The sequence below is a fragment of the Bacillus sp. T33-2 genome (assembly GCF_002860205.1).
In the GTDB taxonomy this organism is placed as follows: domain Bacteria; phylum Bacillota; class Bacilli; order Bacillales; family Cytobacillaceae; genus T33-2.
The window spans coordinates 120,393-134,888 of record NZ_PGVB01000013.1 but is presented as its reverse complement, the minus strand read 5'-3'; the positions used below and the strand labels follow the sequence as shown (position 1 = coordinate 134,888).

13 protein-coding genes are annotated in these 14,496 nt (G+C 46.6%); 3 read left to right on the top strand and 10 right to left on the bottom strand.

What is annotated here, in order from left to right:
• Positions 1-298: 298 nt before the first annotated feature.
• The gene (locus tag CVD19_RS11400) at positions 299-2,410 is read right to left on the bottom strand and encodes a (Fe-S)-binding protein (RefSeq protein ID WP_101581985.1); all 2,112 of its coding nucleotides are present in this window, start codon (positions 2,408-2,410) and stop codon (positions 299-301) included.
• A gap of 222 nt (positions 2,411-2,632) precedes the next feature.
• Here CVD19_RS11400 and cls point away from each other — a divergent pair, with 222 nt between their 5' ends.
• The gene (gene cls / locus CVD19_RS11395; protein ID WP_257985101.1) at positions 2,633-3,832 is read left to right on the top strand and encodes a cardiolipin synthase; all 1,200 of its coding nucleotides are present in this window, start codon (positions 2,633-2,635) and stop codon (positions 3,830-3,832) included.
• A gap of 60 nt (positions 3,833-3,892) precedes the next feature.
• Here cls and argS read toward each other — a convergent pair whose 3' ends face one another.
• The 4 genes from argS to speE all read right to left on the bottom strand — a co-directional run bounded on the left by argS (position 3,893) and on the right by speE (position 7,970).
• Complete coding sequence (gene argS, locus CVD19_RS11390; protein ID WP_101581984.1) at positions 3,893-5,560, bottom strand: arginine--tRNA ligase; 1,668 nt, start codon at positions 5,558-5,560, stop codon at positions 3,893-3,895.
• A complete protein-coding gene (locus CVD19_RS11385) occupies positions 5,557-6,000 on the bottom strand; it encodes a DUF1934 domain-containing protein (protein ID WP_101581983.1) in 444 nt (147 codons plus the stop codon). Before CVD19_RS11385 ends, argS begins: the two co-directional genes overlap by 4 nt.
• Before the next feature lie 236 nt (positions 6,001-6,236).
• Positions 6,237-7,109, bottom strand: coding sequence for an agmatinase (speB, locus tag CVD19_RS11380; RefSeq protein ID WP_101581982.1), 873 nt, complete (start codon positions 7,107-7,109; stop codon positions 6,237-6,239).
• Positions 7,110-7,142: 33 nt separating this feature from the next.
• Positions 7,143-7,970 carry a spermidine synthase gene (gene speE / locus CVD19_RS11375; protein WP_101582039.1) on the bottom strand — a complete coding sequence of 276 codons (828 nt, stop codon included), beginning with the start codon at positions 7,968-7,970 and terminating at the stop codon, positions 7,143-7,145.
• Between the two features lie 282 nt (positions 7,971-8,252).
• Between speE and CVD19_RS11370 the strand changes: the two genes are divergently transcribed.
• Complete coding sequence (locus CVD19_RS11370) at positions 8,253-10,325, top strand: transglycosylase domain-containing protein (protein WP_101581981.1); 2,073 nt, start codon at positions 8,253-8,255, stop codon at positions 10,323-10,325.
• Positions 10,326-10,390: 65 nt separating this feature from the next.
• Here CVD19_RS11370 and CVD19_RS11365 read toward each other — a convergent pair whose 3' ends face one another.
• Together CVD19_RS11365 and CVD19_RS11360 are read right to left on the bottom strand one after the other, a co-directional pair.
• Complete coding sequence (locus CVD19_RS11365) at positions 10,391-10,909, bottom strand: YwhD family protein (RefSeq protein WP_101581980.1); 519 nt, start codon at positions 10,907-10,909, stop codon at positions 10,391-10,393.
• A 14-nt stretch (positions 10,910-10,923) separates the two neighbouring features.
• Positions 10,924-11,583, bottom strand: a complete 660-nt coding sequence (locus CVD19_RS11360) for a site-2 protease family protein (RefSeq protein ID WP_101582038.1) — start codon at positions 11,581-11,583, stop codon at positions 10,924-10,926.
• A gap of 180 nt (positions 11,584-11,763) precedes the next feature.
• Between CVD19_RS11360 and CVD19_RS11355 the strand changes: the two genes are divergently transcribed.
• Positions 11,764-11,949 (top strand): 2-hydroxymuconate tautomerase, encoded by a 186-nt coding sequence (locus CVD19_RS11355; RefSeq protein WP_101581979.1) that lies wholly within the window; start codon positions 11,764-11,766, stop codon positions 11,947-11,949.
• Between the two features lie 78 nt (positions 11,950-12,027).
• On the opposite strand, the gene CVD19_RS11350 is transcribed toward CVD19_RS11355, so the two are convergent.
• From CVD19_RS11350 to CVD19_RS11340, 3 genes are all read right to left on the bottom strand, one after another.
• Positions 12,028-12,534 carry a YwgA family protein gene (locus tag CVD19_RS11350; protein ID WP_101581978.1) on the bottom strand — a complete coding sequence of 169 codons (507 nt, stop codon included), beginning with the start codon at positions 12,532-12,534 and terminating at the stop codon, positions 12,028-12,030.
• 48 nt (positions 12,535-12,582) lie between these two features.
• Positions 12,583-13,878 (bottom strand): HD domain-containing protein, encoded by a 1,296-nt coding sequence (locus CVD19_RS11345; protein WP_101581977.1) that lies wholly within the window; start codon positions 13,876-13,878, stop codon positions 12,583-12,585.
• A 157-nt stretch (positions 13,879-14,035) separates the two neighbouring features.
• Entirely contained in the window at positions 14,036-14,257 is a 222-nt protein-coding gene (locus CVD19_RS11340) for a DUF1450 domain-containing protein (protein WP_101581976.1), read from the bottom strand.
• Positions 14,258-14,496: the final 239 nt, after the last annotated feature.

Genomic DNA, 14,496 nt, shown 5'->3' with positions numbered 1-14,496 from the left:
TAAGCCTAAGATCGACTGAACGCTCGCTCGAGAAAGCTGCAAGAAAAAATAGGTTTGCCAAGATTCACATAGACCACCATTCAACCTGCTTGTATGATGTAAGCGCTTTATATCTACCTTTATTTTACTTTAAAAATAGCAGAAATTGAAACACTAACATAAAATTCGGACATATATACGAATTAAACGTTGCTCCAACTTCTGCTATTATCCTGGTGTTCACTATCCCAGCGTTAAAAAATCGGAGTTGCTGGCCAGCCGGGTGGATTGGTGGTGCCAGAAAACAAATTAAAATAGGCTACGAGACGAGCTGCTGCTTCCCGCCAAATACTGCCTTTTCAAGAAGTTCAGCCACATCATAGGTTTGTACGGTTTCTTCCACTTCTTTTGCCTTTGTGCCATCGGATAGCATTGTCAAACAATATGGGCAGCCTGAACTGATGACGGAAGGGCTGACAGCAAGTGCCTGTTCAGTACGGGCGACATTGATGCGGTGCCCTGTTTCTTCCTCCATCCACATCAAACCTCCGCCGGCACCACAGCACATCGCGTTTTCACGGTTACGCTCGATTTCCTTGAGCTCTACACCCGGGATTGCTTTTAAAATTTCACGGGGTGCATCGTAAACCTCGTTATACCGGCCGAGATAGCAGGAATCGTGGAATGTGATCGTCTCATTGAGCTCGTGTGTCGGCACCAGTCTGCCTTCCTTGACGAGCTTCGCAAGCAGTTCTGTATGGTGGTAAACCTCTGCTTTGAATCCAAAATCAGGGTACTCGTTTTTAAAAATATTATAGGCGTGGGGATCGATCGTAACGATCTTCTTCACTTCATTCTTTTCAAATTCTTCGATATTTTTTGTTGCGAGTTCCTGGAACAAGAACTCATTCCCGAGGCGCCTTGGCGTGTCGCCCGAGTTCTTTTCCTTGTTTCCAAGGATGGCAAACTGGACGCCTGCTTCATTCAGAAGCTTCGCAAACGACAGGGCGATTTTTTGGCTGCGGTTATCGTAAGAGCCCATGGATCCTACCCAGAACAAATACTCGAACTCCCCGCCTGTTTTTTTCACATCTTTGATTGTCGGCACCTGCACATCGTCACGGAGCTCGCGCCAGTCTTCCTTCTCTTTTCGGTTCAAGCCCCAAGGGTTGCCCTGGCGTTCGATATTTGTCATCGCGCGCTGGGCATCTGCATCCATTTTGCCTTCAGTCAATACGAGATAGCGGCGCAAATCAATAATTTTGTCGACGTGTTCATTCCAGACGGGGCACTGGTCCTCGCAATTGCGGCAGGTGGTACAAGCCCAGATTTCCTCTTCCGTGATTACATCGCCGATCAGGCTTGGGTTGTAGGCAATCCCGGCGGCTGCTTCCTCTGCTCCCTTGCCGGCGCCAGACAGGGCCAGCTGGTTGCCGGTCGTATTCGCAAACGCGAATGTCGGCACCCATGGCTGCTTTTGGGTGACAGCCGCGCCGTAATTGGTTAAATGGTCACGCAGCTTGAGGATCAAATCCATCGGCGAAAGCATTTTGCCGGTGCCAGTCGCCGGGCACATATTCGTACAGCGGCCGCACTCGACGCATGCATAAAAATCAATCATCTGTTCCTGGGTAAAATCGGTTATTTTCCCGGCGCCGAACGTCTCCTGGGATTCGTCTTCAAAATCGATCTTATTGATTTTCCCCGGTGGGTCGACACGGCTTAAATAAACGTTAGCCGGCCCGGCGATCAAGTGGGCGTGCTTCGATTGCGGTACATATACAAGGAAGGCCAGGAGGAAGATAAGATGGATCCACCAGGCAATGTAAAAGATGACAATCGCCGCTGTTTCCCCGATACCTGAAAATGCCGTTCCAATCACTGAAGCAACCGGCTCGGTCCAGGTGGCTTCATGGCCATGCCATATCATGCTCATTCCGTTGCCGATCAGTACAGAAAGCATCAAACCGCCAATAAATATTAAAACAAGCCCATTTTTCAAGCCACGTTTCAGCCGGACAAGCTTTTCTACATAACGGCGGTAGAATGCCCAAACGACTGCAACAAGTATCATTAACGTCACAAGTTCCTGGAAGAAGGTGAAGCCAGGGTATAACGGCCCAAGCGGAAGATGCGATCCAGGATTAATTCCCTTCAAGATAAAATCGATCGCGCCAAACTGGACAAGGATGAATCCGTAGAAAAACATGACATGAATAATTCCGCTCTTCTTGTCCTTCAACAGTTTTTTCTGGCCGAAAACATTGCCCCATATCCTGTCGAGCCGTTCCTTCACATGGTCATCAAATTCTGATTTTTTACCAAGCTTGATGTATGCGATCCTGGTCCTGACAACATACACAAACAGGCTGACAGCGTAAGCGGTTACAAATAAAAATGCAAATAAGTTGATCCATAAAAGACCATTCATAATAGGAATACCCCTTTCCATGAAGTTGAAGATCGTACTCTCCAATTTGCTTGGAGAAATTTTTCAAACAAACAAATTTTCTGAATTATATTCTAACTCCATTATATAATGAATGAGCATTCAGTCAATTATTTTTACTTAAAAACTGCTCTGATACTTTTTTCATATAAGGCCTTTTTTCGGAAAAACTAAAGGAAATGATCCTCGGAGGAGAAGGATACTGTGGCGACTGCTTTTATGGTCCTGGGAGTAATAGCCGCTCTCACACTGTTGGTTTGGTCCGATTTTTTGCTGGGAAGGAAGGCGCACCGCGCCAAATTGCATACAGACAAATTCCCGGTCAGGAAAAGCAATCTGCATATTTTCAACCAAGGGCCGAGATTATTTGAAGATTTGTTTTCTGAAATTAAACGGGCAACACAGCACGTCCATATTCTTTTTTATATAGTTAAAAATGACGAAATCAGCGGGGAGTTCCTTTCGATATTAAAGATGAAAGCGGGAGAAGGCATTGAGGTCCGCCTCCTTATAGATTGGATCGGGAGCAGGATTTCACGCAAAGCAGTAAAACAATTGAAGGAGGCCGGTGTCCAGTTTGCTTATTGCAATGTGCCTAAACTGCCGTTCCTGTTCCATTCCTGCCAGGTCCGCAACCATCGGAAAATTACGGTGATTGATGGTAAAATCGGATATTTTGGCGGCTTTAATATCGGCAAGGAATATATTGACCAGGATTGTTATTTAAGCCCGTGGCGTGATTACCATTTGAAAGTGACCGGAGAAGGGGTCCAGGATCTGCAGAAGGAGTTTTTGCAGGACTGGCACGAGGGGGCAAAAATCGACCTGGTGGACAACCGCAGTTATTTTCCGTTATTGGAAGAAGGTAAAGTCCGCCAGCAGTTTGTTCCGTCAAAAGGGGTGTTCCTGGAAGATATTTTATCAACCATGATCCGGAAAGCTGAAACATCGATCACAATTGGAACTCCATATTTTGTCCCGAGCCGGAAAATCATGGAGGATTTGCTTGCGGCATTAAAAAGAGGAGTGTCATTAACAATCCTTACCCCGTTCAAATCGGACCATCCGCTCGTAAAGGAAGCTTCCTACTATTATTTACGCCCGCTCTTGAAACACGGTGCGACTGTATATCAATATTTAAACGGATTTTACCATGCGAAAGTAATGGTGATTGATGATACGCTGTGTGATATCGGCACAGCCAACTTTGATAACAGAAGCTTTTTTATCAATTACGAACTGAATTGCTTAATTTACGACAAGCTTTTTATTCGGAAAGTCATGTCGATTTTACAAAAAGATTTTCTTGATAGCAGGAAAATGGCTATTTCCGAGTTGACTACTTTCAACCCTTTCCGAACACTTAGAGAAACCGCTGCCCGCACGATTTCGTTTTTCCTGTGAATCAGTGCGGCTGCCTATAAACATAAAAAAGAGACCCTTATAGGGGTCCCTTTTCATCCATTACATTTTTTCAGGTGCGGAAACGCCTATCAATGCAAGGGCATTCTTCAGTGAAATCTGCACTGCTTTTATGAGCGCCAGGCGGGCAGCCGTGCGCTCTTTTTGGTCGGCATCAAGCACTTTTTCGGCGTTGTAAAAGCTGTGGAACGTAGATGCCAGTTCAAAAATATAGTTGGTGATACGGTGAGGCATCCGCTTTTGGGCAGCCTCGGCGACTGCCTGCGGGAATTCGCCCAATTTTTTTAGCAAATCGATTTCCTTTTCTGACTGAATCAAAGCAAAATCGGCATCGGTGCGGTACAGCCCCTGTTCCTCTGCCGAGCGCAGGATGCTTGAAATGCGTGCGTGGGCATACTGGGCGTAGTACACCGGATTCTCGTTGGATTGTGATACAGCAAGGTCGAGGTCAAAATCCAAATGTGTATCCGCGCTTCTCATCGCGAAGAAGTAACGGGTAGCGTCAAGCCCGACTTCCTCAATCAGCTCGCGCATCGATACCGCTTTGCCGGTGCGCTTGCTCATTTTCATTTTTTCACCGTTCTTAAATAAATGGACGAGCTGGATGATCTCCACTTCCAAAGTGTCCTTGTCATAGCCAAGCGCCTGGATTGCCGCCTTCATCCGCGGAATGTACCCGTGATGGTCCGCCCCCCAAATATTGATCAGCTTTTCAAACCCGCGCTCAAGCTTGTCTTTATGGTAGGCAATATCCGGCGTCAAGTAAGTATAGGAGCCGTCCTGCTTGATCAGCACGCGGTCTTTGTCATCGCCGAATGCTGTAGACCGAAACCAGGTCGCACCTTCCTCCTCATAAGTATGGCCGTTCTCCCTCAATGTGGCCAGGGCCGAATCAATTTTGCCATTATGGTAAAGGGATGTTTCAGAATACCATACGTCGAATCCGACGCGGAAGTTCTCGAGGTCGTTCTTCAGCTTTTCCATTTCGTACTTCAGCCCGTAATCACGGAACGTATCAAAACGTTCCTGTTCAGGCATATGGATATATTTATCGCCATGCTCTTCCGCGAGGCGCTTTCCAATCCCGACAATGTCCTCGCCATGGTATCCATCAGCAGGCATTTCTTTATCCATCCCAAGTGCCTGGAAGTAGCGAGCCTCAACAGATAGCGCGAGGTTATTTATCTGGTTGCCGGCATCATTGATGTAATACTCGCGGGAAACGTCATAGCCGGCTTTTTCCAAAATGTTGCATAGTGAATCACCAACGGCTGCACCACGGGCGTGGCCGAGATGGAGGTCACCTGTCGGGTTGGCCGATACAAACTCAACCTGTACCTTCTGCCTGTTGCCCACTGTTGTCTCGCCATAGCGGCTGCCTGCTTCAAGAATGGCTGGGATAAGCTCAGTCAAATAGCTGTTGTCCATGTAGAAATTTATGAATCCGGGCCCAGCAATTTCTATATTATCAATTGATGCTTTGCTCTTGTCAAAATTTTCAACCAGTGTTTCAGCGATTTTCCGGGGCGCCTGCTTGGCGATGCGGGCGAGCTGCATTGCCATATTCGTGGAATAGTCGCCATGGGCTTTCTCCTTGGGAATCTCAAGAATGACGTCGGGAATTTCTTGTTCCCCGGCAAGGCCCGCCGTCATGACCGCATTTTTTATTTCCTGCTTCAGCCTGCTCTGGACTTGTTCAACTATGTTCATTTCCGTTCCTCCTTAAAAGAAATGGTTAAATGGTATGTACCGGCATGTGAGCCCTGGATATCCATATCATAGAGGAGTTCGATCGAACCCTCGCGCGTTTCTTCATTAAAACTTCCGTCAACCCGCTTGGAATCAGTCATCGTCTGTAATGCCCCGTATGGAGTGGAGTACGTTCCAGGCTGCTTTTGATTTTGCTCGAAGACAAGCTTCATGTTAATCGGGCCCTTGCGGAGGATTGTGACTTGCCGGCTTGAAATCTTGATGACCGTGTTCACATTGCCTTCTTCCACCGCTTCTTCGTATTGAAGAAATGAACTGTTCTCTTTTATATAGTATCGGCCAAATGTTGTCAGTTCAAAAGTTTCCTTGTCGTTCTTATTATATATGGCCGTTAAAACCTTAATTTTTACAGGAATTTGCTCTTCGGTACGGTTAGGCACTGCTAACACATCCTTTATCAGTCATGCTGGTTATTCAAGCTGGAGTATAAATTGTTTCCGCTGATTGTTTCCTTTATAGCTTTAATAGTATATATATTACACGAACAAAGTGCAATGAGGAAAGATACTGGGGGAGGGCTCCGGGTAAAAAGTGATCCGGAACAGTGCGCAAATAAAAAAAAAGCTGCCCGGTACCCGGTAATTTAACCGAACGGGCAACTCTGTGTTCTTTAGTGTTATTTTACCCAGCCGAGCAGCATTTCACGGATCAGCTTGCTGGCTGTATTGGCTGTCTGTTCAGACTGGTCATAGATCGGTGCTACCTCTACAAGGTCGGCACCCACTACGTTCACTTCTGACCTTGCGATTTCATGGATCGACGCCAGCAGTTCCCTGGAGGTGATACCTCCTGCGTCAACTGTTCCGGTACCCGGAGCATGGGCAGGATCAAGGACATCGATATCAATCGTGACATAAACAGGACGTCCCGCAAGTTTTGGCAATACTTCTTTTAACGGCTCGAGCACTTCGAATTTAGAAATGTGCATACCCGCCTGCTTCGCCCAGTCAAATTCTTCTTTCATTCCGGAGCGGATACCGAAGGAATATACATTTTCAGGCCCAATTAAACCGGCAATCTTCCTGATAGGGGTTGAGTGTGAAAGCGGCTCGCCTTCATAATGTTCACGCAAATCTGCGTGGGCATCCATATGGATGATCGCAAGGTCCTTATATTTTTTTGCCACTGCCTTCATGACAGGCCAGGAAACAAGATGCTCGCCTCCCATTCCAAGCGGGAACTTGTCGGCAGCTAAAATCTTATCCACGAATTCTTCGATCATGTCAAGGCTGCGCTGGGCGTTTCCGAACGGAAGCGGAATATCGCCTGCATCAAAGTATTTGATTTCCTCAAGCTCCCGGTCAAGATACGGGCTGTACTCTTCAAGCCCCAGTGATACTTCGCGGATGCGCGTCGGGCCGAACCGGGACCCCGGACGGTAGCTCACTGTCCAGTCCATCGGCATACCGTACAGGACCGCCCTGCTTTCCATATAATTTGAATGGCTTCGGATAAACACATTGCCAGAGTATGCTTCATCAAAACGCATAAAGAAAAAACCCTCTTTCTTCGGTCGAAAAAATTATTTTATAAGGTCTCCGACAAATTTCGGCAGAACAAACGCCGCTTTGTGAAGATCTTTCGTGTAGTACTTTGTGTCAATCTCATGGAACCGCTCTTCAGCTACTTCAAGCGGGTCGTATTTTTTGGAGCCTAATGTGAATGCCCACATGCCGCTTGGATATGTAGGAATGTTTGCGATGTAAAGCCGTGTGATCGGGAAGATTTCCTTCACATCTCTTTGTACGTCCCGGATGAGGTCGGCCTTGAACCATGGATTGTCCGATTGGGCTACAAAAATCCCATCTTCTTTTAGTGCTTTAGAAATGCCCGCATAGAAACCTTTTGTAAACAGGTTTACAGCTGGCCCAACTGGTTCTGTGGAATCAACCATGATCACGTCGTACTCATTTTCGCTGTTAGCGATGTGCATGAATCCGTCATCGACTCTGACGTCCACACGCGGGTCGTCCAATTTTCCGGCAATTTCGGGCAAGAACTTTTTGGAATACTCGATGACCTTGCCGTCTATGTCTACCAGTGTTACTTTTTTTACGCTTGGATGCTTTAAAACCTCCCGTACGGCTCCTCCGTCCCCGCCGCCAACAACAAGGACATTTTCAGGATTCGGGTGAGTGAATAATGGAACATGTGCAACCATCTCATGGTACACGAACTCATCTTTGATGGTGGTCATGACCATGCCATCCAAAAGCAGCATGTTGCCCCACTCTTCCGTTTCAACCATGTCAAGCTTCTGGAAGTCAGTTTGTTCTGTATGTAACGTGCGGTTGATTTTCATTGTAATGCCGTAGTTTTCTGTTTGTTTTTCCGTGAACCAAAGACCCATTTCCTCATTCCTTTCTGGCAAAAAAATTTCCTGTTTTTATAGTTCCCCAACAAGGTGTTTACAAACATATAGAAAACTCGCCGATTGGCAAGCCCCTCAAGGGCGAAGACGGAGGGGTAGCGGCCCTTATCGCTCCAAAAACACCACTTCCTGTTAGCTGAGAAAAAGTATAGATGAATCCAGCAAAAATGCAAGCGATTTTTTATTTTTACAAGGCTCCATGTTTAAAACTCCCCCTTTTTTTTCATACTGGAAAATATATATATATAAGGGGGAAGCGTTATGGAAATCATGACTGAACAGCGGTTTCGGAAAACGATCAAGTATTTGCGGGCCTTCTTTTTCATCGGCATGCTTGTGTCGGCTATTACGCTGCTGCTGTATTTTTCATTGATTGGCTACGCAAAGATACTTAGGGACCCGCCGCTTGCCGTTCCCCAGTCCACCCTGTACTATGCAGATGACGGAACACTGATCGGTGAAAGCAACAGCGGCCAAAAGCGCTACTGGGTTCCCCTTGAAGATATATCCGAACCGTTAATTGACGCAACGATCGCAATTGAGGACAAAAACTTTTACGGGCATGGCGGGTTTGATTATAAACGGATCGCCGGTGCCGCCCTGGCTGATATAAAAGCGATGTCAAAGGTACAGGGCGCCAGCACCATCACCCAGCAGTATGCGCGGAACCTGTTTCTTGAACACGATAAGACATGGAAAAGAAAAATCGCTGAAGCATTTTATGCAATAAGGCTGGAAAAGAACTACTCGAAAAAAGACATTCTCGAGGGTTATTTAAATACGATTTATTACGGTAACGGCGCATATGGAATACAGGCTGCCAGCCAGTTCTATTTTGCCAAGGACGCAAAGGACCTTAATCTAGCTGAAGCCTCGATACTCGCCGGGATCCCGAAAGGGCCGGGGGTTTATTCTCCGCTGGCTTCAATGGAAAAAGCGAAGGAGCGCCAGCAAATGGTGCTCGAGGCAATGAAGAAAAATGGTTTTATCAGCAGCAGCAAAGCTGGACAGGCCTCTGCCAAACCATTGAAACTATCCGGAAAACATCCAGCGGGCCGGGAGGAAGAAGCACCCTACTTTCAGGACGCTGTCCGGCGGGCACTGAAATCACAGCTGAAATTTGACGACCGTACGCTTTCATTGGGCGGTTTGAGAATTTACACCACCCTTGATTTAAAACAGCAGCAAAAGGCAGAGGACACGGTAAAAACATTAATCTCTGACGAATCCGAAATCCAGGCCAGCCTTGTGGCAATGGATCCGAAAACCGGGTATGTAAAAGCAATGGTCGGCGGCAGGGACTACAGCAAAAGCCCGTTTAACCGGGCAGTGCAGGCGGTTCGCCAGCCCGGGTCGACAATGAAGCCGCTGCTTTATTATGCAGCACTCGAGCACGGGTTCACTCCGTCGACGACGATGAAAAGCAAGCTGACTACTTTCCGGTTTGACAATGGGCAGACTGACTATACCCCCCATAATTTCAATAATAAATACGCTGACGGGGAAATCACTATGGCCCAGGCGCTTGCCCTTTCCGACAACATCTATGCTGTTAAAACGCATCTGTTTTTAGGAGAAAAAACATTGATTGACACTGCTAAAGGATTTGGAATCAGCACAAAACAGGATCTTGTTCCTTCCCTTGCCCTCGGCACGTCGGGGGTCAGGGTGATAGACATGGCTGGTGCCTACAGCATGCTGGCCAACGGCGGGAAAAAGATTGCCCCGGTCGTGATCAAGAAGGTTGAAAACCATAAAGGGGAAACAATCTACGAGCATGAAAAGGTTGACCAACAAGTGTTGAAACCGGAATTGGCATCAGTAATGACCCATATGCTTACTGGTGTATTCGACAATAAATTGAATGGCTACACTTCGGTTACTGGCAGCACGCTGATCGACGATATGTCGAGGCCTTACGCAGGAAAATCGGGCACGACGGAGACAGACAGCTGGATGATCGGCTACACCCCACAGCTCGTTGCCGCCGTCTGGACCGGATTTGATAAAGGAAAACCGATTGAACTGACTTTGGAAAAAACATATGCCAAAAATGTGTGGATTCATTTTATGGAGAAAGCTTTGGAGGATGAGCCGGTCGAAAAGTTTAAAGCTGCCAAAGGGACGGTCGGAGTTTATATCGATCCCCAAAATGGCAAATTGGCAACAGATCAATGCCCGGTGAAACGGCTGACTTATTTTAAGGAAGGCACGGAACCAACTGAGCAATGTACCGACCATCTTGACCAAAGCGGCCATAAACATGATGGACAAAAAGAGGATCGAAAACAAAAGTCACCATGGTACAAACGCATTTTCAGATGGCAGGAATAAATGCAGGACCCCGGCAGCAGCAGCTCCGGGGTCCGTCTTTTTGTTCCAGGCTAACCTGGGGGGTATTATGATTCCTTCCCTGGCGTCAAGCCATCTTTAAGCTGCTGGGCCGACCTTTCCCACATGCCGGGGTCGTGATTGCGGAGGAAGTCCGCCAGCACCGTTTTTGATTTATCATCCATATGGCTGACAATAATATGGCGTTTAATCGATTTATCCAGGTGGTTTACATGCTCCGGAAGTGATTTATAGCCACGGCGGATTGACCGGTTCACTGTCATTTCGCAGGCAGTCACTCCGGCATAATACGGGCCTTCCTGCTTCCGGTCGATTGTTACCCAAACGAGCCAGTAAGGTTTGGCGTCAGGTACCTCTTCACGTACCTTCAGGAACTTGATTCCCTTTTCAACTACGCTTCTGGCATGCATCGCCCCTATATCGACAGCTGCTTCGCCCGCTTCTACATCAATGATTACAGGCGATACATTATCAAGGCTCAGCGCGCCGACGCCAAAACCGCCATGCCCCTCGGTAGGATCGCTTTTAATGATGTTAAAACCAACATTTTTCTTTTTATCTTCCATTGAAACGTACCTCCTTAAGCGATGAACAAATTGTAAAAGAAGTCAGCCAGTCCGTTATACAGCCCCGGGAGAACAAGGTTGAAAATCGGATGGATCGTGTATTGATCGAGCGGCGTGATCACGAGGATCAAAAAAATCAATGCTCCATAATTTTCCCATTGAGTCATCCGCGGCCTGATATGCGCGGGAGCGAGGTCTTCAATGACCCGGTATCCATCCAGAGGCGGAAACGGAAGCAGGTTGAACACAAACAATACGAGATTAAGCCAAATAAATGTATCCAGAAAGTCGAGGATGAATTCCGGGCTGCCTTCACCAACGCCTGTCGCGGAGAGCGCATAACCAACGGTAAACGCTAACAGGACCATGAGGAAATTGCTGAGTGGCCCGGCTACAGACACAAGAATGCCGGCAAGTCTCGGATTTTTGAAGAAAAACCGGTTCACCGGGACGGGACGTGCCCAGCCGAATCCTGCAATGAAAATCAGGATCGTTCCGATCGGATCCAGATGCCGAGCCGGGTTGAGTGTAAGCCTTCCCTGTTTCTGGGCAGTAGGGTCGCCGAATTTATAAGCGACAAACGCATGGGCGAACTCGTGTACCGTAAAAGCAATCATCAGGGTTACCACAACATACGGAATTTCACTGAGCGGGAAAGCCAAGAAATTCTGCAAACCATCCATATCCCATTTCCCCTTTTAACTAAAATATCAACAAAACCTGAAATGTATGTAATAAAGTATAACTGATTCTTCCGGGAATGTGAAAAACTGATCACCCGTCATGGTTGCAGATTTTTTTGCGGTATGGAAAACTAACCAAGAGACCCACAATGTTTATAGGAGGAAGACAGAATGCCATACATTACAGTAAAAATGCTTGAAGGCCGCAGTGAGGATCAAAAAAGGGCGCTTGTTGAAAAGGTGACAGATGCAGTGGTGGAAACTACTGGTGCATCAAAGGAAAAAGTCGTGGTCTTCATTGAAGAAATGCCAAAAAACCATTATGCAGTCGCCGGAAAACGCCTGAGCGACGAGTAAAGCAAAGGTAAAGCAAGGGGCGATTCTCTTGCTTCATCCCCGTAGTATGGAGATGAAGCAGAAGACCGTCCCTCCGCTTCAATGCTTAGCTTTTTCTTGCAGGCTTCCGATGAATTCGTACGCACTCAAAATTTCTTCTTCCGTATAGCGCTGGCTTTTTTTCAAGGTGTGGATTTTTTCCCTGACCTCTTCTCCTGATAGGTTATCAAAATACAAAACCGTGGAGACGAGTTCAAGGAATCTGGCATTTTCGGCGTTTATATCGGTCAGGCATTCTCCAAGCAACGGCATTTCAACCGAATTGACCGCCAAGAACTCTTTGCCTTCCTCAGTAAGGGAGTAACGGTACTGAAAATAGCCGCCCTTCTTCTCCTTTACCTCGTCCAGAAAACCCATATTGCAAAGTTCCTCCACTCTTAGCGTCAACTCCTCGGAGTATGGGCCGTAAAAATGAAACTGGAACCGTTCCTGAAATGGGAAATTCATTTTCTTGGCGATATAAATCATTTTTTGCAGCTTCTTGCGGCCGGTGATTTCCCCCGAAACGGAGATGGCATGTATGATTTTAGCATGGTCTTTTAACAAAACGTTCAACTCCTGTTTCCGTTATCCCTCATATTTGTCAGGCAAATGCTATAGCTCCAGGAGCTTCGCTATTTGCTGTATGTAGCTGCTATCCTGTGCTTTTTCCAACAGGTCCGCAGGATAATAAAGTTTGTGGTCTGTCCTTCTTTTCCCCGAAATGGCATCAACAATCTCGGATTCTCTTGAAAGCTCGCGAAGGTCCCCGTTTTTCATCAGCAAATGGATCGGCTGCCGCTCCTCTTCTTCTCCAGGCCGGTAAAAATCATACGGGAGATCAGATGATGAATCTACCACCAGATAGTATTCCGGGTCAATTCCTGCCTGGGCAAACAAGTTTGAAAGCTTCGAAAGCTTTTTATATTCCTTCGCAGGGTCAAATTCAATGTATTTAAATAAATTGCGGTCAATGAAGCGGCAGCACAGATCTGCCAGGATTGGATCCTCCTCTTCCTGCCACATTTGAAAATAATAGAGGATGACTGCTTCATCCAGCTTTAAGTAGTCGCCGAGCGTTACTTCTTCCTCGAATAGTGAATAAAAATGAAGCGGCTTGTGCTTAAACGCATATTTCTCCTCGTATAGGCATTTTGCCCGGTGCAAAATTTTCGTCAAAATGACTTCCGCACTTCTTGTGACCGGGTGAAAATAGACCTGCCAGTACATCTGGTAACGGCTCATTATGTAATCTTCAACAGCGTGCATGCCGCTTTTCTTGATGACTGCCTGCTCTTCCCGCGGCCTCATGACCCGAAGTATCCGTTCCATGTCAAAATGGCCGTAGCTGACACCGGTAAAATAGGCATCCCTTTGCAAATAGTCCATCCGGTCAGCGTCAATCTGGCTTGAAATCAAGCTGACCACGAGCTTGTTCTCATATGTTTTCGCGATTACTTCCGCTACTTTTTTCGGAAAATCATGCCCAACTCTCGTGAGCACTTGATTCACTTCTGTATCCCCAAGGATAATCGCCTGGGTAAATTTTTCATGGTCAAGTTCAAAGACCTTTTCGAAGGAATGGGAAAAAGGACCATGGCCTAAATCGTGCAGAAGCGCGGCACACATTGACAGCAGTCTTTCCTGCTGGTTCCATTCAGGGCGGCCGGCAAAAACTGTGTCCACAATTCGGCGTACAATTTCATAGACACCAAGCGAATGGTTGAACCGGCTATGCTCTGCCCCATGGAATGTCAGATAGGTAGTACCGAGCTGCTTGATCCGGCGGAGGCGCTGGAACTCTTTTGTACCTATCAAGTCCCATATCACTTTATCCTGGACATGGACATACCGGTGCACGGGATCTTTAAAAACTTTTTCTTCGCTCATTTTTTCCGCCGAGTAATCCATTATTCCCCTTCTTCCTGATTAACTTGTATATATTATAGCCCGATTTGGATGGCAAATCACTTATATTTTCAGCAAATTCCGCTAGAAATTGACAAAAAATCCTTATTGCTCCCTTTAAAGGAGAAACAAAAAATCACCTTTTATGATAAAGGTGACTTCATTTTAATTTTTTATCGATTTTTTCCATTAGTTCTTCTTCGGTCAGGGCAGCGAGCGGCCTGTTATTCACGAAGGCGAATGTTTTCTTTCTGCCCGGCCCGCAATAGGACTGGCAGCCGATCTCGATTCTTGCTTCCGGATCCTTTTCCTTGAGGCGCGGAATCAATGTTTTAAGGTTTACGGCCTGGCAGTCGTCGCAAACACGAAATTCGTTGGCCATTTTGTTAATACAACCCTCTCCAAATACAGCATTTATACTTTTGAAGCATGCGTTTTTTTTTAAGCTACGCGTATTTTACCGCTCATTTTTACTTTATGCAACCGCATATTTATTGCAAAAACGTCCTCGCTTTTAGCTTTCTATTGAAATTTTTTCGGAAAAGTCTACTATCCTTTTAAACATTTTCGGTATAAACCTTACAATTTCCGGGCATGCTTGGACTAAGAACTTTTAATTAT